The following is a 21,493-nucleotide window of genomic DNA, read 5'->3' on the forward strand; positions in this document are numbered from 1 at the left end:
ATGAGGGGAACCAGCCTCCCCGGTCCCGCCCTCCTCGGCAAACGCGGCAAGGCAAAAACTGGAGGATTGATCCGATGCCATCGGATCAATCGCTCTAGAAAGCGCGGTCGTGGATGAGGACCGTGAAGGTGGCGAACATGATCTGGACATCGCGCCAGATCGTCCAGCCGTCGAGGTATTCGAGGTCGGCCTGAAGGCGGCCGGACAGGTCGGCTTCGGTGTCGGTGGCGCCGCGGAAGCCGCGAACCTGGGCAAGGCCGGTGAGGCCCGGCTTGAGCGAGTGGCGCTGGTTGTAGCGGGGATCGACTTCCCAGAAGCGCTTCGTGCCGGCCAGGGAGCCCAGGGCGTGCGGGCGCGGGCCCACGATGCTCATGTCGCCGCGCAGGACGTTGATCAACTGGGGGAGTTCGTCGATGCTCGTGCGGCGGATCAGGCGACCGATGCGGGTGATGCGGTCATCGTCCTTGCTGGCCGAGCGGGCGCCCGCGCTGTCGAGCTGGGCCACCCGCATCGAGCGGAACTTGTAGATCCAGAACAGGCGGTTGTTGCGGCCCTGTCGCTGCTGCTTGAAGAAGACCGGGCCCCGGTCTTCGAGCGAGATGAGGAGGGCCACGGTCAGCAGGAGCGGCGCGAGGAACAGGGCGGCGCTGCCCGCGATGGCAAGGTCCATCGCGCGCTTGGTGGCGCGACCGCGCAGGCCCAGCGGCCCGGCCGAGACGACCAGAGACCCGGTATTGTCGATGCGGCGGGCCCCCAGCACGCCCATGGACATCACCGTCTGGTCGATGATCTCGCCCGTGATGTTCGCGCCCTTGAGGGTCATGGCCCATTCCATGCGGCGTTCGGGCGGACAACTGACGAGGACGCGGTCCATGTTGGTCATGAACATGGCCAGGCGGTCGAGCATGTGGGGATCGCTGCGGTTGGGAACCAGCAGGTGATCGCGGGTGCTGATGTGCCAGGCATGCGGGATGCGGACCGGCATGCCGCCATCGTCGAGAATCAGCACGTTCTGCGCCGTGGGGCCGCACAGGCGGGCGATCAGCGGCTGGATCGACGAGCGGACCATCAGCAGCATGAGCGAGCAGGCCGCGAAGTTGGCGCCGATCGAAACGCGCGAGATCTGGTCGGAGACCTTGGCGAAGAAGGCCAGGAAGATCAGCGTGGTGAAAGCGGCAACCAGCGAGATCAGGGCCCGGCGGCGGCTGAAGCGGACGGATGTGAGCGCGGGCAGCGAATAGGCGTCGAAGCTGAGCGCGCCGATCAGGTAGAACGGCAGCAGCAGCAGCAGGTGCTGAAACGCCATCGACAGGCTGCCGTGCAGGGCCGAACCCACGCCCAGCATGCTCCCGGCCAGGGCCAGGCTGTCGGTCGCCATCAACAGCGCATAGCACTGGAGGCGGCGGTGTTCGAGCGAGGGGGCCAGCGGAAGCTTGAGCCGCTCGCGCGGGGAAAGGGTACGCGGATTGGCGCGGGTCGCAGACTGGGCTTCAAGATCGAGCGTCGTCATTTGGAGCCTATCGTCGTCGGGGCGTCTTTTAGTATCAATAAATGCAGGACAATGATCTGCCGGGCAGCAAAAACGACTTTTGCTGCGATGCAATACTTGCATGCTCTTCAAGCATTGGCAAGTATCTCTCCTTAGCGTTTTACGAAAGGTGAGTCGATTGAAAAGACCTAGCGCGACGCGGCGCGCGTAATTTCTGACAGAGCGTGCCAGAGTTGCAGGTCGGCATTGCGGCTGTCGGCCAAAAGGCTGCGATGCAACGAAATCAGCCGTTCGAGCAGACGTTCGAGGCGTTTTCCACGCCAGCGCTTGAGTTGATTGGCCAGATCCGGCTTGTCTCGAAAGAAGACGCGGCGGGCAGCCATTTCCTGTTCGAGGAAACTGTTGATATCGGATCGGGTGCCCAGACGTCCGGCAAGTTGCGCCAATTGTGCGGCGCGCCGTTCAAAGGCCAGAAGAAGCCCCACCGGATTGATGCCCAATTCGCGCGCGCGGGCGAGTTCTGCGCCCATGCGGCGCGAATCGCCCGAGAGGACGGCATTGACCACGGGCATCATGCCGTCGTCCTCGGTGGCGGCGCCCACGGCGTCGAGCGCGGCGGCATCGGCGGTGCGCGGTGATTGCGGGCTGGCGTCGAGGTAGAGGGCGAGCTTCTCGATCTCGCTGCGCGCCATGCGGGTATCGAGCGCGGTGGCGCGGGCGATGCGCTCGGCCAGATCGCCGGTCATCCGCAGGCCCGCCGCGCCCGCCATGTCGCGCACGCTGTCGATCACCGCGCGCATGTCGGGCGGATGGAACATGCCGACCAGCGCATCGGGGCGGTCAGCCAGCAGCTTGGCCACGCGCGACTTGTCGGTGGCCGACGTCGCCACGATCAGCACCGGCCAGCCTTCGACCGGGCTGGACAGCAGGGTTTCGACCGCGTCGAACGTCTCGTCGCCCGCGGTGCGGATGTGAATCTGGCGGCGGTCGCCGAACAGCGAGACCGAGCGGGCCTCGTCGGCGAGGCGGACCGGGTCGCGGCGCAAGTCGGCGCCGGTCATCTCCACGCGCTCGGCCTCGCCCAGCAGGCGCGCAATGCGCGCAGCAGCATCTGCGGCCCCGGCTTCGTCGGGACCGCAGAAGAAGAAGATCCGGCATTCCTGTGCGGCGCGCACCGCCATGCCGGGAAAGGTTTTCTGGGTGGCTTTCACCGCAGGGGGATCAATGTCCGCCGGGGGTGGAAGCGGGAGCGCCACCGGTGCTTTCGCCGCTTTCGCCCTGATCGGACGGCGGCGCCGAGGACGGCGCGGGGATGGGCTGTTCGCCCCGGACGGCGGCGCGCAGGCGCGTGGCCACGCGGGTGACGATCTGGTCGGACAGCTCGCGCGCGAGGTTCTCCTGCGCGGTCTGCTCGGCGGCGATCACCGCATATTCGCTGGACACCACGTCGAGGCCCTCGTCGACCGAGGCCGTGGCGTCGAGCGCGATGGCGCCGGTGTTCAGGTCGACCAGCTGGTAGCGCGCGCGCATCGTGCGGCGTTCGCGGGTGATCGTATCGTCGGACATCTGGCCCAGGCCCTGAAGCTTTTCGTCGAGCCGGACATCGAGGCGATAGCGCGGGTGGTTGCCGTCCGAACCCAGCCGGTCGGCCAGATCGTGGCGCACGAGCCAGCCCGACTTGCCCGGAATCGGGGAAACCTCGACACTGGCAACAGCGGTGGCCACCGCGCCCGAGCCGCCCCCGGCGTACATCGGATGGAGGCCGCAGCCACCGAGCGCGAGCGCAAGGCCCGCGCCCATGGCGCCCGTCAGGGAGAGCGAGAGCTTAGACAACGAGGTTCACCAGTCGGTCGGGCACCACGATCACCTTCTTCACGTCTGCCCCGTCGAGCGCACGCTGCACGTTCTGCGAGGCCAGCGCAAGGCGTTCGAGCTCTTCGCGCGAAGTGCCCTTGGCCACGGTCAGCGTGTCGCGCAGCTTGCCCTTGACCTGCACGGCGACGGTCACTTCGTCGTCCACCAGCAGCGCGGGATCGACTGCGGGCCAGGCGACGTCCGCCACCAGCCCCAGCCCCTGTCCCAGCCCATCGGCGGCGAAGGCTTCTTCGGCCAGATGCGGCATCATCGGCGCGATCAGCAGCAGCAGGGTGCGGATGGCGTCGGTGCGGCTGGCCGAGGGGGCGGCCTTTTCGGTCGCGCCGGTCAGTTCGTAGATGCGCGCGACGGCCTTGTTGAAGCCGAGCGCCTCGATGTCCTGACCGACGGCATGGACGGTCTGGTGGACCTTGCGATCCAGCGTCTTGTCCCGGCCTTCCGCGCCCGCGTCGATCTGGGCGAACAGGCGCCACAGGCGCTGGACGAAGCGCGCGCAGCCCTCGATGCCTGCTTCCGACCACGGCAGGTCGCGCTCGGGCGGGCTGTCGGACAGCATGAACCAGCGGATGGCGTCGGCGCCATAGCGGGCGACGATGTCGTCGGGGTCCACCACGTTCTTCTTGGACTTCGACATCTTGATCACGCGGCCGATCTCGACCGGCTGGCCATCGGCCTTGAGCGTGGCGCCTTCGCCGCTGCGCTCGATGTCGCCCGGCGCATACCAGATCGGCTGGCCATTGGCCGGATCGACGCGCGAATAGGTTTCGTGCGTGACCATCCCTTGCGTGAACAGGCTGCCGAACGGCTCCTTCACATCGACCTTGCCGATGCGGGCGAGGGCGCGGGTCCAGAACCGGGCATAGAGCAAGTGCAGGATCGCGTGCTCGATGCCGCCGATATACTGTTCGACCGGCAGCCACTGCTTGATCTGTTCAGGATCGAACGGACGGTCGGCGGGCTGGCTGGCAAAGCGCAGGAAGTACCACGAGCTGTCGACGAAGGTATCGAGCGTGTCGGTTTCGCGGCGGGCGGCATGGCCGCACTGCGGGCAATCGACATGCTTCCACGTCGGATGGCGGTCGAGCGGGTTGCCCGGCACCGAGAAGTCGACGTCTTCGGGCAGGGTGACCGGCAGGTGCTTCTTGGGCACCGGCACCACGCCGCACACTTCGCAATGGACGAAGGGAATCGGCGTGCCCCAATAGCGCTGGCGGCTCACGCCCCAGTCGCGCAGGCGCCACACGGTCTTGCCCTCGCCCCAGCCTTCGGCCTGGGCGCGACCGATCACGGCAGCCTTGGCCTGCGCCACGCTCATCCCGTCGAGGAACTGCGAGTTGACCAGAATGCCGTCGCCCGCTTCGGCTTCCGTGCCGAACGGCGCATCGGCCTGCGCCACATCGGCGGCGACCACGCGGTGGATCGGCAGGGCGTACTTGGTGGCAAAGTCGAAGTCGCGCTGGTCGTGACCGGGCACGGCCATGATCGCACCCGTGCCATAGTCCATCAGCACGAAATTGGCGATGTAGACCGGCAGCGCCGCGCCGGTGAACGGGTGGGCGGCGGTCAGGCCGGTGTCAAAACCGAGCTTTTCGGCGGTTTCGAGTTCGGCGGCGGTCGTCCCGCCCTGCTTGCACAGCGCGATGAAGTCCTGCGCGGCGGGGTTGCCCGCTGCGGCGGCCTGGGCGACCGGGTGGTCGGCGGCCACGGCCACGAAGCTCGCGCCGAAGATCGTGTCGGGGCGGGTGGTGTAGACCGGCAGGGTCACGCCGTTCGAGAGGGTGAAGCGGAATTCCAGCCCCTGGCTCTTGCCGATCCAGTTTTCCTGCATCAGGCGGACCTTTTCGGGCCACTTGTCGAGGGTGGACAGGCCTTCGAGCAGCTCGTCGGCAAAGTCGGTGATCTTGAGGAACCACTGGTTGAGCTTGCGCTTTTCGACCAGCGCGCCCGAGCGCCAGCCGCGCCCGTCGATCACCTGCTCGTTGGCGAGCACGGTGTGGTCGATCGGGTCCCAGTTGACCGCCGATTCCTTGCGGTAGACGAGGCCACCGGCATAAAGGTCGAGGAACAGGGCCTGTTCGTGGCCATAGTATTCCGGCTCGCAGGTCGCGATCTCGCGGCTCCAGTCGAGCGCGAAGCCCAGACGCTTCAACTGCGCCTTCATGTTGGCGATGTTCTCGCGCGTCCAGCCGCCCGGATGCACGCCCTTTTCCATCGCGGCGTTTTCCGCCGGCATGCCGAATGCGTCCCAGCCCATCGGATGGAGCACTTCGTGCCCGGTCATCTTCTTGTAGCGCGCCAGCACGTCGCCCATCGTGTAGTTGCGCACGTGGCCGATGTGGATGCGCCCCGAAGGATAGGGGAACATCTCGAGCACGTAGCTGCGCGGCTTGGTGCTGGTGTCGTCGGCACGGAACGACTGGGCGTCGTCCCAGGCCTTCTGCCAGCGCAAGTCGGCAGTGGCGGGATCGAAGCGGCCAGAAGCGGGCTGGGTGGAAGCGGGCTGGCCGGGATTGGGCTGGGCAGGAGCGGAAGTCATGGCGCGCTCTTTAGGAAGCGGCACGCCTTATCGCAAGCGCGTGCCGCTTGGGGCGTGCCGCATTGTGGGAGAGGGGGAGAGGGGGAGAGGGGGAGAGGGGAGAGGGGAGAGGGAGGCTGTGTCGGCCCGAAGGCCGACAAAGGCAATCAGAGCGCGCCGGGCAGGGCCTGGCGGCGCAAGTCGCGGGCCTTGGTCAGGATCACGTCTTCCAGCTTCTGGACGGTGGCCGCCTGTACCGGGGCATCGATCCAGCCGCCGTTCCGGGCGACCTGCCGGCTGGCGGTCACGCGCAGGGCGTCGGCGCGCAAGTCCTGATCGAGGATCGAGACGCTGACCTTCATGCGCTCGTTCGGGTCGCGCGGGTTGGTATACCAGTCGGTCACGATCACGCCGCCGTTGCTGTCGGTCTGGAGCAGGGGCATGAACGAGAGCGAATCGAGGCTCGCGCGCCACAGATAGGCGTTGACGCCGATCGTGGTGACCTTGCTGGCGGCCAGCGAGGGATTCTTTTCGAGCTTGGCGACCTTCTTGTTGCCATGGGCCGCACAGCCCGACAGCGCCAGAGCGATGGCGCCAAGGGCAAGCGCCGGGGCCACAGTGATCTTGATTTCGGTGGTTTTGATCCCGGTGGCCTTGGCAATGTGGCGGGCGATGGCGCTGATCGTCACGTCAATCCTGTCCTGTCTGGCAGGGATCTTGCGAAAAACGGCATAACCGCAAGCCCTGCATGATAAAATCGTGTGAGCGCCCGGCCCTCGGGCCCAAGTCTCTGTCACTGCCTCTATCACCCCGACCCCTCGCCCGGCAAGCCGCGTTGCACGCTTGGCGCGCGGGCCGGGCGTGGGGCGGGCCTGGGCGCGCATGGGGGACATGCGGGGCGCGAGGGAGGGGAGAGGTCTGTGCCTGCCTGTCACCACTTGGCCACAGCCAGAAAAATGGTTGTGCGCCTGCGCGCTTGGGATCTGGAAATTGCGGGGGGGCAGGACTAGAAAAGCTCAAGGCGTCATGCCGGTGTCACACTCCTCCTCTTTCCGGGGATGGGTATGGGGCATGAACGGCCCGGATTTGCGGGCAAGAACAGGAAGCAGGCAGGGTCATGAGCGGCAAGGATGGCATCAGGACGGAAGCGGGCGTTTCGCGCCGCGGCGTCGTGCGCCCCTCTTCGCTGCGGCGCGCCCTGCGGGCTCCGCTGCTGGTTGGCGCCTGTGTCGCCGCCGGTCTGGTCATCGCGCCGACCGTCAGCCGCGCTGTCACCGGCACGTTCGCTCCGCTGGCGCAGGCCCGGCTCAGCCAGGTCAGCCTTGCTGCGCGGGGCGGGATCGGCTCGTTCACGCCGGCTTCGGGCGATCCGCGTCTGGCACGGGTCATCACCGTGCGTGGCGTGGCCAACAGCCAGGCTTTCCGCTTCACCCCCGCCGGTTCGGATTCGCGGGCCGAGCGTTCGATCACCGTCGCCGTCCGCGTGAACCCGGAAACCACCGGGGTCATTCTGGTCCGTGGCGTTCTGGGCAATATCGGCACGACGCCGGGCGCCGCTGCGCCGCTGCGCATCGCGCCCAATGCGTTCAACCTGGGCATGGCGCGCGGCTATCAGAGCTTTGCCGTCACCAGCAGCCTTGGCACCAGCGGCACCAGCTTCTCGCGCGATGTCCAGCGCATCGACATGCCCGACCTCAGCCACTTCTCGGCAGCGGGCAAGTCGGTCAGCAGCTCGATCACCTCGGCGACGCCCAGCCGTCTGGCGCCGCGCCTCGCGCTCGACGAAAAGGAACGCACCGGTCGCGCGCCGCGCACGCTCGAAGGACAGGGCGATTATCAGGTGGATTTTGGCGGCAGCTATCGCCTGACCCGCAATCTCGATGTGACGGCGGGCATCCGCTATTCGTCGGAACGGGATCGCCTGCGTCCGCTGACCGATGGCAAGCAGGACAGTCAGGCTGTCTACTTGGGGACGCAGTTCCGATTCTAGGTATTTTTGTTTTTGAGCAAAATCCTGGTCCGATTCGGTTGAAACAAGGCTCGCTCTGGCGGGCCTTTTTATTGACCGAAAGCCCGCGACTCGCCGGTTCCAAAGCCTTTCCGGTCTTTATCAATTCCAGTTTGGGAAATTTATCAATTGCGACGCAGGCGGGTTGCCGCAAGCGTTTCATAATCCTAGCCTAGGGCCATCGAAGCTGGTGAGAACGGGAGTACCAGGAATGACGCGAGTGGCCATCGTGACAGGCGGAACTCGGGGTATTGGCGAAGCGATTTGCCTTGCCCTCCAGGAACAAGGGCGAACCGTCGTCGCGAACTATGCAGGCAACGAGGAGAAGGCGCAGGCTTTCGCTGAACGCACGGGAATCAAGACCTATCGCTGGGACGTCGGCGATTTCGAGGCATCGCAGGAAGGCTGCGCGCGGGTTGCCGCCGAAGTCGGCCCGATCGACATCGTGGTCAACAACGCGGGCATCACCCGCGATGGCGTGCTCCACAAGATGACCTTCGATGACTGGAACGAGGTCATGCGCATCAATCTGGGCGGATGCTTCAACATGGCCAAGGCCACGTTTCCGGGCATGCGCGAGCGCGGCTGGGGCCGGATCGTCAACATCGGCTCGATCAACGGTCAGGCCGGCCAGTATGGTCAGGTGAACTATGCCGCGGCCAAGTCGGGCATTCACGGCTTCACCAAGGCGCTGGCCCAGGAAGGCGCCAAGTATGGCGTGACGGCCAATGCCATCGCGCCCGGCTATATCGACACCGACATGGTGGCCGCCGTGCCTCCGGCGGTGCTCGACAAGATCATCGCCCGCATTCCGGTCGGTCGTCTGGGACAGGCCAGCGAAATCGCGCGGGGGGTGGTTTTCCTGACCTCGGAAGAAGGCGGCTTTGTCACCGGATCGACGATGTCGATCAACGGTGGCCAGCACATGTACTGATTGCCGGGACCGGTCGGCAAGTATGGTGTGACACGGGCCGGGGCGCATTTGCGTTTCGGCCCGGTTCGGCCCAGAACCGGCCCTCACATGACAATTCCCGATCCCATGGCAGTTCCCTATCATCCTCCGGTCAAGCATTCGGTCGAGATCGCCGGGCACAAGACCTCGATCAGTCTCGAACCGCTGTTCTGGGACTGGTTGCGCCGCGAGGCCGCGCGCGAAGGCATGCCGCTCAACGCCCTGATCGCACAGATCGATGCCGAACGAATTGCCAGCCCCACGCCTTCGGGCCTCGCTGGCGCCCTGCGCCTTTGGCTCGCAGCGCGCGCAATGGCAGGACAGGCTGATCAGGAAAGCGCCAGGCACACCCCCTGACGGCCCGCCCCCCTGACCGTCCCACGTCTGGCTGGCGCCAGTGCACGACGCATCGGCATCTCGAACAGGCAATAACTGAGCGCGGCGAGAACCAGCGAGCAGGACATGAAGCGCCCCGGGTTTCCCGGAGGCATTTTCAATTGAGTCATGCAACCATATCGAGGGTCTCTCTGGCTGCATAGTAGTTTGCCTCGGCCTCGGCGGGCGGGATGTAGCCGATGGGGCCGAAAAGGCGCTGGTTGTTGAACCAATCCACCCAGCGCAGGGTTGCTATTTCGACTGCCGATGCGCTTGGCCATGACCTCTGACGCCAGATCACCTCGGTTTTGTAGAGGCCATTGATGGTCTCGGCCAAGGCATTGTCATAGCTGTCGCCGACGCTGCCGACCGATGGTACGAGGTTGGCTTCGGCCAGACGCTGGGTGTAGTTCATGGCGAGATATTGAACGCCCCTGTCGCTATGGTGGATCAGGCCATCTTCCGGCCCTGGCCTGCGGGCTTGTATCGCCTGCTCCAAGGCGTCCAGCACGAAGCCGGCGGTAGCCGACGTGCTGACCTTCCAGCCCACGATCCGGCGGGCATAGGCGTCGATCACGAAAGCTACATAAACGAAGCCGGCCCAGGTGTGGACGTATGTAAAATCGACCACCCACAATGCGTTGGGACGTTCAACGCGGAACTCGCGATTGACTTTATCCAATGGGCACGGGGCTTTCGGATTGCTGACCGTGGTGATCGTCGTCTTGCCACGCCGAGCGCCCGCCAGCCCCATGGCCGCCATCAGGCGCTCCACGGTGCACCGGGCGACAGCCACGCCATCGCGCAGCAACTGGTGCCAAACTTTGCGTGCTCCATAGAGCCCGGAACTGGCCTCGTGGACGCGCTTGATCTGCGCCTTGATCTCGTCATCACGACGGGCACGCGCGGGGCGCCTGCCGGGATCGACCAGGCGACGTGCATGTTCATGGTAGGAGGACGGGGCGATCGCCAACTCATGGCAGATCGGCTCGATACCCAGATCCTCACGATGGGCGTCGATGAACGACATCATCATTTCTCGCGGCGGTCGAGTATCCGTCTTGGTCAAGGGCGAACAGGTTGCCAATCGCGTCCTTCACGCAACAACGTGTTTGCCAGAACGATGATGCGCCGCATGACGGCGGTGATAGCCACCTTCTTTGCTTTCCCTGCATTTACGAACTGCTGATATTTGTCACGGAAATCATGATTGAAGCGAATGGCAACCAACGCAGGCATGTAAATTGCCCGTCGAAGTGATGCCCTACCACCAATAATCCGCTCTTTGCCTTGCCACTTGCCTGACTGTTGCGTCATAGGCGCAAGCCCAGCCAGAGCGGCGATCTTTTTGCTGTCGAGATGTCCAAGCTCTGGCATGTCGATCACCAACGTGGTCGCGGTCAATCTGCCGATCCCGGGAATGGTCATGAGGCGTCTGATGCGCTCATCAAGGGTGCCACGCTGCTGAGCGATCTGCGCAATCACTTGATCCAGGGCTTTGATGTCCGTGTCGATGTCATCGATCCGGCGGCAAAGTTGGTCCTTCACAAGCGGGTTGCTCGCTGTGGCGAGACGCGTCTTTGCGGTGATCTGATCTTTGACCATGGCCCGCCTAGCTGTCAGCAACTCTCTGAGATCATGAATATCTTCGCCTTCAATGCCTTGTGGGGCCAGATCAAGGACCACGCCCATTCGTGCCAACATCCTGGCATCAACGCTGTCGGTCTTGGCCAGACGGCCGATAGCCTGAGCAAAGCGCCGCGCTTGCTTCGGATTGACCTTGATGAAAGGCTGCCCCGCCAAGCTGAGGTATCGTTCAAGCCCACGATGATATGCGCCGGTCGCCTCGAAAACGACCAACACCCCCTTATTCTTACCCAGCCATGTGCATAGCTGGGCGAAACCCTCAACCGTGTTGGGCAGGCTGAGTGCTGCGTCTTGGGAATGCCAAAACGCATCCAGGCGGTCTTTCGACACGTCGATCCCGATGGTATCCTTGGCCATCTCTTCTTTCTACCTTTGCTTGTCGTTCGGGCCCGGAGCCCACGTATCCGTTCAGGTCGTAAGAAAAGACGGAGGCTCGCCAAACTCGACCGCGGTCCTGCAAGACCAAGCTCCGCACGGCGCCGCCTCCGCCACAACCCGGCACCGCAGCTGCGGTGCCGGGTTGTGGCTCCCTTTTGCCTCAGGAGCCGGGAATTCTCATAAGACAAGCTCCGCCATCGCAAAATACGCTGATGCCTTGCGCAGGATCTCGTTGGCGCGCCGCAGTTCCTTGACCTCGCGCTCCAGCAGCTTGAGCCGGGCCTGGTCATCGGCGGCCAGCGCCGCTGGTGCCGTTCGTCGGCTCGCCTCCTCACGGCATCAGCGGCGCAGAGTCTCGGCCGTGCAGCCAATCTTGCTGGCGATCGAGGTCATCGCCTCCCACTCCGAGCCGTAATCGGCGCGATGCTCGCCAACCATGCGCACCGCGCGTTCGCGGACTTCAGGTGAAAACTTGTTCCGGGTCTTGTTCATCACGAAAGCTCCTTCTCACAAATCGGAGCCTCCGGGAAACCCGGGGCGCTTCAGTTCACGAACCATCATTGGTATGTTCTGAAATGCGTCCTCCACCAACGCCGGATCTTCGGCCTTTCCGAAGTACCAACCCTGAAGAAAATCGCACTTCATTGAGGCGAGAAGTTCGGCTTGCGCGCGCGTCTCCACGCCCTCGGCGACGATGGTTTTTCCCAGTTTGTGGCCGATTTCGATAATGCCCTGTACGATGGCCAGATCATCGGGTGCCGAGACGATATTAGCGACGAAGCTTTTATCGATCTTGATGCGGTCGAGCGGCAGCTTCTGCAAATGCGTCAACGAGGCATAACCTGTACCGAAATCATCAAGCGCAATCATGACACCGGCGTCGTGCAAACAATGTAAACCCTTGTGCAGGAGTTCATGACTACGCTCAAGAAACATGCCCTCGGTCACCTCGACGCAAAACCATTCGGGGGGGATACCGGTTTCGCGTGACAGTTCGAAAAATCGGTCGAGGAACTGGTCCGATCGGAAATCGGCATTGGTCAGGTTGATCGCGATGTGGCCGGGTCTAATCCCGAAGTTCCGTAGCTTGACGGCATCTTGAAACACCTGCTCCAACATAAATCTGCCAAGGGCAGCGGCTGTAGATTTGTCCTCAAGCGCTGCCTGAAACATCTCGGGCGTCAGGAGGCCACGGGAGGGATGCCTCCAACGCATCAGCGCCTCAAGCGATGGCGGTTGCGTGAGATCGAGCGGAACGACAGGTTGGTAAAACAGTGCCAACTCGTTGCGACGAAGCGCGACCTCGATCTCGCCCAGGAGTTCTGCCTTCTGGTCGAGCGCTACCTTCAGCTTAGCCTCGAAGAACTCTATGCGGTCCCGGCCCAAATACTTCGCATGGTAAAGTGCCATATCCGCTGCCTTGAGCAGCGCCGACAATGTGTCCCCATGATCGGGATATCTGGCGATCCCGATACTCGCCGAGCAGCGGCGCAACGTCCCACCAAAACGAATCGGCCGACGAATCACTTCAAGTATTTCATTAAAGAAATGCACTGCCTGATTGTCATCCATACCGGTGACAACGAAACCAAATTCATCGCCGCCGAGACGCGAGAGTGAACCATTCTCGCCTTTCTGCACCATCAGCCTTGAGGACATGGTCTGCATTATCAGGTCACCAACGTCATGCCCGAAAGCGTCGTTGATCTCCTTGAAAGCATCGATATCCATGAGAGCGAGGTAAAATGGCGCTTCCTGCCCTGCGCCTTCCGCAAGCAGGTCCGTAACGACCTCTCCAAACCTGCGGCGGTTGGGGATACCGGTCAAAGGATCAATGTTGGCAAGCGTATCGAGTTGCTTGTTCGCTGCCCGCAAATCCTCCTCGATCAGTTTGCGTTGTGTGACGTCGAAGCGGATCGAGGTGTAGCTATCGACCTTACCGGTTTCCGTGATGTGCGGCACGATCGTCGTGTCGACCCAGTAGAGTGTGCCATCTTTGCGCCGGTTGCAGATTTCTCCATGCCAGTTCAGACCATGCGCGATTTGGCGATATATCTGCCGGAAAAATTCTGTTCTATGAATTCCGGAGTTGAGGATGCGGTGGTTGGCTCCGATCAGTTCTTCCTGCGTATATCCACTGATCTCGCAGAATTTCTGATTAACGAAGGTGATCGTGCCCTTGATGTCCGTAATGGCAACGATGGCCGCACTGTCGAGGGCATAGCGGATGAAGTCTTCGTTTCCACTGTAATGCGGATGCGTGGAACCGTCGCCCATCTCACTTACCATCCACCGCCGTTTAGGGGCTTCCATCACCACGCCTCCCACCTGTTCTAAGCAAAATCCTACCTTGTGCAACACAGGGCAATCGCGTTTGGCTCAATAGGCTGCCAGCCCCGTGAGAATGCCGCAAAGGAAGCTTACTTTTAAAGCGCCGCGCCCTGCTGAACAAGCACTTTCCCAAGCGCTTGGGTTTATGTTATAGTCACGCCATGCCAACCGTTCTTCGCCTCGATGGCCTTCGGGTCGTAATCTACACCGATGACCACCGCCCTGCCCATGTGCATGTCATTGGGGCCGAGGGGGAAGCGGTTTTCATACTGAACTGCCCAAGCGGACCACCGGAACTTCGGGAATCCTACGGGTTTTCGCGCCGTGACGTGTCGCAAATTCAGAAAGACCTTGCCGACCACGTTGCCACCCTTTGTCCTGTATGGAGCGAGATACATGGAGATTTCTGAACAAGACTTCACCGCCGCCGTCGCCCGTGGGGAACAGACCCGGCAGGGCGGATATGCCGTCACCGCAGAATATGACCGCCGCCAAGGGCGTCTTGTCGTCGGCCTCAACAACGGCGTCACGATCATGGTCCCGGTGACGCTTCTGGAAGGTCTGGCCGATGCCGCCGACGATGATCTGACCGAGATCGAGATCACCCCTGCGGGCCTCGGCCTGCATTGGCCCCGGCTGGATGCGGACGTGTATGTGCCTTCGCTCATGCACGGCGTGTTCGGCTCGAAACGCTGGATGGCCGCGCAGCTTGGAGCAACAGGTGGCAGGGCTTCAACCGCCGCCAAGACCGCCGCCGCCCGTGAGAACGGGCGCAAAGGCGGGCGCCCCCGCAAACACGCATAGCCCCACCGATAACGTCGGCCCCCTGACCGACCGCCCCCTATAAGGCTGGGGCGGGATGGGGATCGAGCCGCCATCGGCGGCTTGGCAAGACCCCGGTCCGGGGTCGCGCAGGTTCGTCCAGGGCGACAGCCCTAGACGGGCCGCAGGGCAAGGGAGTGCTGGCCCGCAGGGTTGCAAACGCCCGCGCAGGCACCGCCGGAGCAGCCCCCGGCAGGGCGAATAACAGACTTGTTTGGGGTGGTGCGAAGCGCCGGGTCCCCAAAAAGTCTGATTATGAGGCAATCAAACTTTTCAAGTTTTTCCGCATCTGCTGCCCTTACCACATGGCCAGCCTCGTGTTCAACATCCGTCCCGCCGCCGCGTCCGATGTGCGCAACCTGTCCGCGCACGAACTGCACCGTGCCCCGGACGGTAACAGCGCCATTGACCCGGCCCGATCGCACCTGAACCGCGTCCTGATCGGACCCCGCACCCAGAGCGAGGCGCTGGACGCGCTCTTGGCATCCGGGGTCCAGCGGCCCGCCGCACAATCCGAAGCGCCCTATGTGCAGATCGTCGTCGGTGCCTCGGCCGAGTTCTTCCGCCCGGACGATCCAGAAGCAGCAGGCACGTTTCAGGCCGACCGGGTGGAGCAGTTCGAGCGCGAGGCCATGGCATGGCTCAAGGCCACCTTCGGCGATGATCTGATCCATGCCTCGACGCATCTCGATGAAACCACCCCGCACATGCACGTCCTCGTTGCCCCGACCTACCAGAAAGCCGCCCGCAAACCGGGCCGGAAGAAGCGCGGCGAAACGGATGCGGAGTTCGAGGCCCGCAAGCGTGAGGCGGCAGAACGGCCCACCGTGCGCACGGTGGGCCGCCGCAGCAACGCGCTGCTGTCGGCCCCCAACAGCTTCCAGCACCTGCGCCAGAGCCTTGCCGATCATCTGACCCCGCTCGGCATCGGCTACGGCGACGATCTGCACCCGACCGACCCGGACCCGCAGACCACCCGCCAGAAGCTCAAAAGCGAGAACGACTACCTGCGGGCATGGAATGCCTATGAGCAGGAGCAGGCCAAGGAAGCGCAAGAGACCGCCGTAGAGGCCCGCAGAGCCGCGGAGATGGCCGCAGAGCGGCAGGAGGCCCTGCGGGCGCAGGAAGAGGCTCTAGCAGCCCGTGAGGCCGCTCTGGAGCGCCGTGAGGCCGATATCGCCCGGCAGGCGGAATAGCTGGAGCGTGGCGCGGGCAATCTTCAGGTTGCCATGCGCATGGCCGTCAGCGGCCGGCACGACCAAGAAATCGCCGCCAGCGACATGGCGGATGAACCGGAAAAGTTCGAGACCCTGCGCAGGTCTGCCCCCGATGGTCGCCCAACATGGGGCTGGCGCTGCCGGTTCTGGTCCCTGTGCTACAGCGACAGCGGCGAGCCGGTCTCGGAACGGCACCTGCCCGTGAAGGTCCGCGATGCCCTGTCCAAAGCCTTCGACCGGGTGGCTGCATGGGCCGGGGAAATCGCTGCGCAAGCCGGGAAGCTGGCTGCCAGAGAACAGAAAATCGCACAGGCGGAAGAGGCTGCGGACGGAATCCTGCTCGATGCCCGCATCGAGGCGCAGGACATTGTTCAGCAGGCGCACCGGGACGCAGAAAGCTACGGCTACCTTGCCGAGACCCTTGAGACGATCCGGCAGGCCCCACAGCCCTTGCAGCAACTGGCCCTGAACTACGAAGCCTTTCAGGAAGTCACGCAGACGGCCCTACGCCGCCTCGGGGTTGCAGAAAAGCGGCTTGATCTGTTCGGAGACTATCAGGATACGGATCCGCCGCCGGTCCTCGAACTGGTCATGGACAGGGCGCAACGGCGGGCCAAAGAGAAAACCAACGCCCTCATGGCTCGTCTCGGTTCTGCGCTGCGTCCCGGCATGTAGGGCAACCTTGCCACCGGCACCCATTTCACCAGCAAATTTATCCCTTCCCCCGAACCCCCATCCCTCGCGCGCACATATGGGGGGCGTTTGCGGACAAGTTTGGCCGCCCGGGAAAGGGCAATGACAAAGGCAAGGTTGAGGGGCTGGTCGGCTACTCCCGGCGCCATTTCATGGTGCCAAGGCCGGAGGCGCCCAGCTTTGATGCGCTGAACGCGCGCTTCCTCGAACAATGCGTGGAGCGCAGGCAGGCCATCTTGCGTGGGCATGAGCACAGCATCGGGGACAGGCTGGTGGCTGATCTGACGGCCTTCATGCCACTGCCTACGGTGCCATTTGATCCCTGCCATATGGTGACGGGGCGGGCCTCGTCGATGGCGCTGGTGCGCTATCGCACTAATGATTACTCGGTGCCAACGGCCTATGCCCACCAAGAGGTTGTGATCAAAGGCTATGTCGACCGGGTTTCCATCATCTGCGGCGGGGAGCAGATCGCGGTGCACCCGCGCAGTTATGAGCGTGAGGACTTCATCGCCAACCCGCTGCATTATCTGGCGCTGTTGGAGCAAAAGCCGCGTGCCCTTGATCAGGCGGCGCCGCTCGATGGCTGGGTGCTGGCCGAACCGATGCATCGCATTCGCCGGTTGATGGAGGCCCGCAGTGGCAAGGAAGGACGGCGCGAGTTCATCCAGGTGCTGCGGCTATGCGAGCGCTTTGAGCAACCCTTGGTGGAATGGGCGGTGGCCCGCGCGCTGGAGATGGGGGCGATCAGCTTTGATGCAGTCAAGATGATCGCGCTGGCCCGACTTGAGCAGCGCGTGCCACGCCTCGATCTGCAATTTTACCCGCACTTGCCACGCGCCCATGTTGGGCGCACTGACCCGCGCAGTTATATGGGCCTGCTCTCGCAGTCCGGCACCCCGGCGACAGGAGTGGCGGCATGAGCGATCCCATGATGCCGCTGCCGGCCATCGAGGCAGAACCAACCAGCGTGCCGCCCGCCGTGCTGCTGGCAAACCACCTCAAAGCACTCAAGCTGCCATCCTTCGCGCGCGAATATGAGAAGGTCGCGTTTGAGGCCGCGCAGGATCGGGCCGATTACCCGCGCTATCTGCTGCGCCTGTGCGAACTGGAGCGCATCGACCGTGAACGCCGGATGGTCGAGCGTCGCATCCGCATGGCCAGGTTCCCGCATACCAAGAGTTTTGACACCTTCGACTTTGCAGCCCAGCCATCACTGAACAAGGCGCTGGTGCTGGAACTGGCGCGCGGAGAATGGATCGAGCGGCAGCGCAATGTCATTGCGCTGGGCCCCAGCGGTACCGGCAAGACCCACACCGCCCTCGCGCTGGGACTGGCCGCTTGCCAGAAGGGGCACAGCGTGGCCTTCACCACCGCTGCGGCGCTGGTCCATGACTTGATGGAGGCGCGCGACGAACGGCGACTGCGCAGCCTGCAAAAGCATCTGGCCTCGGTGAAACTGCTGATCCTCGACGAGCTGGGCTATGTGCCCTTCACCGCAGTGGGCGGTGAATTGCTGTTCGAGGTGCTCAGCCAGCGGTATGAACGCGGCAGCACGCTGATCACCAGCAATCTGCCCTTCGATGAATGGACATCGGTGTTCGGGTCCGAGCGCTTGACTGGCGCCCTGCTCGACCGCCTGACCCACCACGTGCACATCCTCGAGATGAATGGTGACAGCTTCCGCCTCACCAGCAGCCGCAAGCGCCAGAAGGACAAGGGGGAGGCAAAATGATCTGACAAAAGGCGGCCATCGGCAGCGGGAAATCGGCTTCCGCTCCGCTACAGCCGCTTCCCCGCTGCCGATGCTGTCCAGCCTCAACCATGGGGCTTTTTATTCAACCCAACTGGCCCCTTTTTAAACCGGTGCCTGGCCCGTTTTTATCCCGGTGTTGACAGTCATGCTACGACGAGATCCAGCGATGTCCGGTGCGGAATCAGGTTCTGCAAGTGCGCCAATTTCTCTCGTTTCGCATCCGATAGGGGTGACTACACGAAAGTGACGTATCTGCACGCTAAGGGTGAACGGATCGGGAACGCTTGGGCTTTGCGTCCTTCTCCGTGGCTTCGAGGGCTTTGTAGAGGGCGGTTTTGCCGATCTTGAGGCGCGCGGCGGCTTCGCGAACGGTGAGGCCGGAAGCGATATGATCGCGTGCCTTGCGGAGCTTGTCGGGTGTGACCACTGGCCGACGCCCGCCGGGACGGCCTCGCTCGCGAGCAGCCTTGAGGCCGGCATGGGTGCGTTCCCGGATCAGATCGCGCTCGAATTGGGCAAGCGAGCCGAAGATGTTGAACACCAGCATCCCGCCGGAAGTGGTGGTGTCGATGTTTTCGGTGAGCGAGCGGAACCCGATGCCGCGCGCCGCCAGCTCGCCGACTTTCTCGATCAGATGGCTCATGGAGCGGCCAAGACGATCGAGTTTCCAGACCACCAGCGTGTCACCGCTGCGCAGATAGGCGAGCGCTTCGGTCAAACCAGGCCGATCGGCCTTCGCCCCTGATGCGTGATCGTTGAATATACGGTCGCACCCGGCATTGTTCAGCGCGTCGAGCTGAAGCGAGAGCTTTTGGTCTGCGGTCGAGACTCGCGCATAGCCGATCAGCGCCACAGACTGTCCGATCCTGTCCGTTTTCCCGTCATTATGCAATCTTGTCCGAATCGCCGTTGCAGGTCCAGAGTTAACGGACATATTCCTGTTGGCCGCCAGAGGACCGTCTGCCGGACACGCAAAGCGAAGGAGATGATGCTTGGCGAGACGGCGACTGGTGAGCCCGGAAATCTGGGCGGGGCATTATGGCGCGCCGCTCGATGAGCGCGAGATCGCGCGTCATTATACGCTGACCAGCGACGACCTGGAAATTGTCGGCCGCCGTCGCGGCGATGCCACCCGGCTCGGCTATATCCGCGCGCTGGGCCTCGATCGCGCCCGTGCTGACATGATCCCGGCTTTGACTTTTGACAGGCTGGCGGACGAAGGCAGCCGCATCACACCCCAGCACCTTGGCGAACTCAATCCCCTGCGCCGGCATGCGACGCTGGCGGCAACCGGCATCCGCCTTGAGGAAAGCCTGACCGACGCGGCGCTGACGATGTTCGATAAACTGTTAGGCAGCATGGTGCGCCGCGCCGAGAACCGGACCCGCGACAAAGCCCTCAAGACGGTGCGCGAGTTGCAAGGTCATCTCCGGATGCTCACGGGCTCTTGCCGCCTCCTCATCGACGCGCACACCAAGGGCGTGGATTCGCTGGCGCAGATCGAGGCGCTGGACTGGCAGCGCTTCGCCGTGGCCGTCGAGCAGGCCGAAGTGCTCGGGCGACCGGAAACCGTCGATCGCACCGCCGAGTTGATCGAGCGGCATCGCACGGTGAAACTTTTTGCCGGCCACTTTCTCAACGCCTTTGAATTTCGCGGCGCCGGTGCGGTGCAGGGTCTCCTGTCGGCGCTGGCCATCATCGCGGAGCTATACCGGACCGGCAAACGGCGCTTGCCGGATCGCGTGCCGCTGCGCTTTGTGCCATCCTCATGGCGGGCGTTCGTCCTGCGGGATGGCATCGTCGATCGTGCCGCTTATGAACTATGCGCCTTGTCGCAACTGCGCGAGCGGTTGCGAGCTGGGGATATATGGGTCGCGGGAAGCCGGCAGTTTCGCGATTTTGACAGCTATCTCATACCGCCGGCGACCTTTGCGGCGCTTCGCGAGAAGGGGCTGTTGCCGCTCGCCATCGAAACGGATTTCGATCACCATATCGAGGAAAGGCGCACCAGGCTCGACACGGCGATCGAACAGGTGACGGTCCTCGCCCGACAGGGCGAGCTGCCTCAGGTCAGGCTTGACGAAAACGGCCTCGTCATCTCGCCGCTGAAAGCGGCAACACCGCCCGCCACCGAGATTGCCCGTCGCGCCGCCTATGATCGACTGCCGCGCGTGAAGATCACCGATCTTCTGCTGGAGGTCGATGCCTGGACTGGGTTCAGCGAATGCTTCATCCATCGTCGTTCGGGCCGGGAAGCCGACGATCGCAATGCGCTGCTCACGGTCATCCTCGCCGATGGCATCAATCTCGGCCTCACACGCATGGCGGAAACCTGCCGGGGCGCAAGTCTGCGCCAGCTCGCCCATCTTCACGACTGGCACATCAGCGAGGCAGCCTATGGCGAAGCGCTGGGAAGGCTGATCGACGCCCATCGCGCCATGCCGCTCGCCGCGCTGTGGGGAGACGGCACCACTTCGTCGAGCGACGGACAGCAATTTCATGCCGGGGGCCGTGGGGCCGCGATCGGCGATATCAACGCGCGCAGCGGCAACGAACCGGGCGTCGCCTTCTACACCCATGTCTCGGATCGATATGACCCCTTCGCAAGTCGGGTGATCGCGGCAACCGCTGGCGAAGCGCCCTATGTGCTGGATGGCTTGCTGTATCACCAGACCGGCCTGACGATCGAGGAGCACTACACCGATACGGGCGGGGCATCGGACCATGTATTCGGCCTCATGCCCTTCTTCGGCTACCGCTTCGCACCGCGCCTGCGCGACATCAAAGAGCGTCGTTTGCACCTTCTTCCGGGCCAGGAATCCGGCCCTTTGCTTACCGGCATGACAGCCGAGCCGATCGCATTGGGTCATGTCGCGACGCATTGGGACGAACTGCTGCGGTTCGCCACGTCGATCCGCACCGGCACCGTCACTGCTTCGGCGATGCTGCGCCGCCTGTCCGCCTATCCGCGACAGAACGGACTGGCCCTCGCGCTACGCGAACTGGGCCGCCTCGAACGCTCGATTTTCATGCTCGACTGGCTGCGCGACATCGATCTGCGCCGGCGCACCCAGGCGGGCCTCAACAAGGGCGAGGCCCGCAACGCGCTCGCCCGCGCGATCTTCTTCAACCAGCTAGGCGAACTGCGCGATCGTCGGTTCGAGAACCAGACCTATCGTGCCTCCGGCCTCAATCTGCTCGTCGCCGCCATCATCTTGTGGAACACCCGCTATCTCGAAATGGCGCTGGCGGACATCGGCACGCCCGATGAGATCGCCCGCCACATCGCACCCTTGGGCTGGGAGCATATTTCGCTGACCGGTGATTATAGCTGGAATGTCGATGATCGGCCCGATCCGGATGCGTTGCGACCGCTGCGCGCCGTCAGCTCCCTGTTAGCCGCATGACGTTCGCTATCCGTTCGCCCTTACCGTG

At 63.6% G+C, this 21,493-nt stretch carries 17 protein-coding genes, 3 pseudogenes and 1 other annotated feature; of the genes and pseudogenes, 10 read left to right on the forward strand and 10 right to left on the reverse strand.

Annotation, left to right across the window (positions count from 1 at the left end; genetic code table 11):
* Window positions 1-94: 94 nt before the first annotated feature.
* The 5 genes from SBI20_RS08295 to SBI20_RS08315 form a co-directional block, all read right to left on the reverse strand.
* Entirely contained in the window at window positions 95-1,510 is a 1,416-nt protein-coding gene (locus SBI20_RS08295) for a sugar transferase (protein WP_317974610.1), read from the reverse strand.
* Between the two features lie 167 nt (window positions 1,511-1,677).
* Window positions 1,678-2,700 carry a DNA polymerase III subunit delta gene (gene holA / locus SBI20_RS08300; RefSeq protein WP_317974611.1) on the reverse strand — a complete coding sequence of 341 codons (1,023 nt, stop codon included), beginning with the start codon at window positions 2,698-2,700 and terminating at the stop codon, window positions 1,678-1,680.
* Between the two features lie 10 nt (window positions 2,701-2,710).
* Window positions 2,711-3,322 carry an LPS assembly lipoprotein LptE gene (gene lptE / locus SBI20_RS08305; RefSeq protein WP_317974612.1) on the reverse strand — a complete coding sequence of 204 codons (612 nt, stop codon included), beginning with the start codon at window positions 3,320-3,322 and terminating at the stop codon, window positions 2,711-2,713.
* The gene (leuS, locus tag SBI20_RS08310) at window positions 3,315-5,900 is read right to left on the reverse strand and encodes a leucine--tRNA ligase (protein ID WP_317974613.1); all 2,586 of its coding nucleotides are present in this window, start codon (window positions 5,898-5,900) and stop codon (window positions 3,315-3,317) included. The genes lptE and leuS overlap by 8 nt, the downstream gene beginning before the upstream one ends.
* A 146-nt stretch (window positions 5,901-6,046) precedes the next feature.
* Entirely contained in the window at window positions 6,047-6,508 is a 462-nt protein-coding gene (locus tag SBI20_RS08315) for a DUF3576 domain-containing protein (RefSeq protein ID WP_411911552.1), read from the reverse strand.
* Window positions 6,509-6,996: 488 nt separating this feature from the next.
* On the opposite strand from SBI20_RS08315, the gene SBI20_RS08320 reads away from it, so the two are divergent.
* From SBI20_RS08320 to SBI20_RS08330, 3 genes are all read left to right on the forward strand, one after another.
* Entirely contained in the window at window positions 6,997-7,869 is an 873-nt protein-coding gene (locus SBI20_RS08320) for a hypothetical protein (RefSeq protein WP_317974614.1), read from the forward strand.
* A gap of 229 nt (window positions 7,870-8,098) precedes the next feature.
* Window positions 8,099-8,821, forward strand: coding sequence for an acetoacetyl-CoA reductase (gene phbB, locus SBI20_RS08325; protein ID WP_317974615.1), 723 nt, complete (start codon window positions 8,099-8,101; stop codon window positions 8,819-8,821).
* Window positions 8,822-8,926: 105 nt separating this feature from the next.
* The gene (locus SBI20_RS08330) at window positions 8,927-9,196 is read left to right on the forward strand and encodes a ribbon-helix-helix domain-containing protein (protein ID WP_317974616.1); all 270 of its coding nucleotides are present in this window, start codon (window positions 8,927-8,929) and stop codon (window positions 9,194-9,196) included.
* Window positions 9,197-9,341: 145 nt separating this feature from the next.
* On the opposite strand, the pseudogene SBI20_RS08335 reads toward SBI20_RS08330, so the two are convergent.
* The 4 genes and pseudogenes from SBI20_RS08335 to SBI20_RS08350 form a co-directional block, all read right to left on the reverse strand.
* A pseudogene (locus SBI20_RS08335) lies at window positions 9,342-10,265 on the reverse strand (IS3 family transposase); the annotation flags it as partial.
* Window positions 10,175-10,288, reverse strand: a sequence feature (AL1L pseudoknot). Its footprint overlaps the pseudogene before it by 91 nt.
* Window positions 10,280-11,218, reverse strand: a complete 939-nt coding sequence (locus tag SBI20_RS08340) for an IS110 family RNA-guided transposase (protein WP_317973750.1) — start codon at window positions 11,216-11,218, stop codon at window positions 10,280-10,282. Its footprint overlaps the feature before it by 9 nt.
* A gap of 208 nt (window positions 11,219-11,426) precedes the next feature.
* Window positions 11,427-11,731 (reverse strand): annotated as a pseudogene (locus SBI20_RS08345) (transposase); the annotation flags it as partial.
* Window positions 11,732-11,746: 15 nt separating this feature from the next.
* Window positions 11,747-13,552, reverse strand: coding sequence for a putative bifunctional diguanylate cyclase/phosphodiesterase (locus tag SBI20_RS08350; protein WP_317976081.1), 1,806 nt, complete (start codon window positions 13,550-13,552; stop codon window positions 11,747-11,749).
* A gap of 179 nt (window positions 13,553-13,731) precedes the next feature.
* Here SBI20_RS08350 and SBI20_RS08355 point away from each other — a divergent pair, with 179 nt between their 5' ends.
* The 6 genes and pseudogenes from SBI20_RS08355 (at window position 13,732) to istB (ending at window position 18,037) form a co-directional block, all read left to right on the forward strand.
* Window positions 13,732-13,980, forward strand: a complete 249-nt coding sequence (locus tag SBI20_RS08355; RefSeq protein WP_317974617.1) for a DUF4160 domain-containing protein — start codon at window positions 13,732-13,734, stop codon at window positions 13,978-13,980.
* Window positions 13,967-14,374 carry a DUF2442 domain-containing protein gene (locus tag SBI20_RS08360; protein ID WP_317974618.1) on the forward strand — a complete coding sequence of 136 codons (408 nt, stop codon included), beginning with the start codon at window positions 13,967-13,969 and terminating at the stop codon, window positions 14,372-14,374. The genes SBI20_RS08355 and SBI20_RS08360 overlap by 14 nt, the downstream gene beginning before the upstream one ends.
* 323 nt (window positions 14,375-14,697) lie before the next feature.
* Window positions 14,698-15,588: a plasmid recombination protein gene (locus tag SBI20_RS08365; protein WP_317974619.1), complete on the forward strand. Its 891-nt coding sequence runs from the start codon at window positions 14,698-14,700 to the stop codon at window positions 15,586-15,588.
* A gap of 39 nt (window positions 15,589-15,627) precedes the next feature.
* Window positions 15,628-16,284, forward strand: coding sequence for a hypothetical protein (locus tag SBI20_RS08370; RefSeq protein WP_317974620.1), 657 nt, complete (start codon window positions 15,628-15,630; stop codon window positions 16,282-16,284).
* An 86-nt stretch (window positions 16,285-16,370) separates the two neighbouring features.
* A pseudogene (locus tag SBI20_RS08375) lies at window positions 16,371-17,225 on the forward strand (Mu transposase domain-containing protein); the annotation flags it as partial.
* Between the two features lie 11 nt (window positions 17,226-17,236).
* Complete coding sequence (gene istB, locus SBI20_RS08380) at window positions 17,237-18,037, forward strand: IS21-like element helper ATPase IstB (protein ID WP_067401994.1); 801 nt, start codon at window positions 17,237-17,239, stop codon at window positions 18,035-18,037.
* Window positions 18,038-18,317: 280 nt separating this feature from the next.
* Here istB and SBI20_RS08385 read toward each other — a convergent pair whose 3' ends face one another.
* Window positions 18,318-18,911 (reverse strand): recombinase family protein, encoded by a 594-nt coding sequence (locus SBI20_RS08385; protein WP_067407130.1) that lies wholly within the window; start codon window positions 18,909-18,911, stop codon window positions 18,318-18,320.
* A gap of 157 nt (window positions 18,912-19,068) precedes the next feature.
* On the opposite strand from SBI20_RS08385, the gene SBI20_RS08390 reads away from it, so the two are divergent.
* A complete protein-coding gene (locus SBI20_RS08390) occupies window positions 19,069-21,465 on the forward strand; it encodes a Tn3 family transposase (RefSeq protein ID WP_411911507.1) in 2,397 nt (798 codons plus the stop codon).
* Window positions 21,466-21,493 lie beyond the last annotated feature (28 nt).

The sequence above is a fragment of the Novosphingobium sp. IK01 genome (assembly GCF_033242265.1).
GTDB classification, from domain to species: Bacteria; Pseudomonadota; Alphaproteobacteria; order Sphingomonadales; family Sphingomonadaceae; genus Novosphingobium; species Novosphingobium pituita.

What these genes read in the sequence shown, in the direction of transcription:
- SBI20_RS08295 (WP_317974610.1), bottom strand. Translation starts at nt 1,510, where the DNA reads ATGACGACGCTCGATCTTGAAGCCCAGTCTGCGACCCGCGCCAATCCG.
- leuS (WP_317974613.1), bottom strand. Translation starts at nt 5,900, where the DNA reads ATGACTTCCGCTCCTGCCCAGCCCAATCCCGGCCAGCCCGCTTCCACC.
- istB (WP_067401994.1), top strand. Translation starts at nt 17,237, where the DNA reads ATGCCGCTGCCGGCCATCGAGGCAGAACCAACCAGCGTGCCGCCCGCC.
- SBI20_RS08360 (WP_317974618.1), top strand. Translation starts at nt 13,967, where the DNA reads ATGGAGATTTCTGAACAAGACTTCACCGCCGCCGTCGCCCGTGGGGAA.
- SBI20_RS08370 (WP_317974620.1), top strand. Translation starts at nt 15,628, where the DNA reads ATGGCCGTCAGCGGCCGGCACGACCAAGAAATCGCCGCCAGCGACATG.
- phbB (WP_317974615.1), top strand. Translation starts at nt 8,099, where the DNA reads ATGACGCGAGTGGCCATCGTGACAGGCGGAACTCGGGGTATTGGCGAA.
- SBI20_RS08350 (WP_317976081.1), bottom strand. Translation starts at nt 13,552, where the DNA reads ATGGAAGCCCCTAAACGGCGGTGGATGGTAAGTGAGATGGGCGACGGT.
- SBI20_RS08330 (WP_317974616.1), top strand. Translation starts at nt 8,927, where the DNA reads ATGGCAGTTCCCTATCATCCTCCGGTCAAGCATTCGGTCGAGATCGCC.
- SBI20_RS08340 (WP_317973750.1), bottom strand. Translation starts at nt 11,218, where the DNA reads ATGGCCAAGGATACCATCGGGATCGACGTGTCGAAAGACCGCCTGGAT.
- SBI20_RS08355 (WP_317974617.1), top strand. Translation starts at nt 13,732, where the DNA reads ATGCCAACCGTTCTTCGCCTCGATGGCCTTCGGGTCGTAATCTACACC.
- SBI20_RS08320 (WP_317974614.1), top strand. Translation starts at nt 6,997, where the DNA reads ATGAGCGGCAAGGATGGCATCAGGACGGAAGCGGGCGTTTCGCGCCGC.
- SBI20_RS08365 (WP_317974619.1), top strand. Translation starts at nt 14,698, where the DNA reads ATGGCCAGCCTCGTGTTCAACATCCGTCCCGCCGCCGCGTCCGATGTG.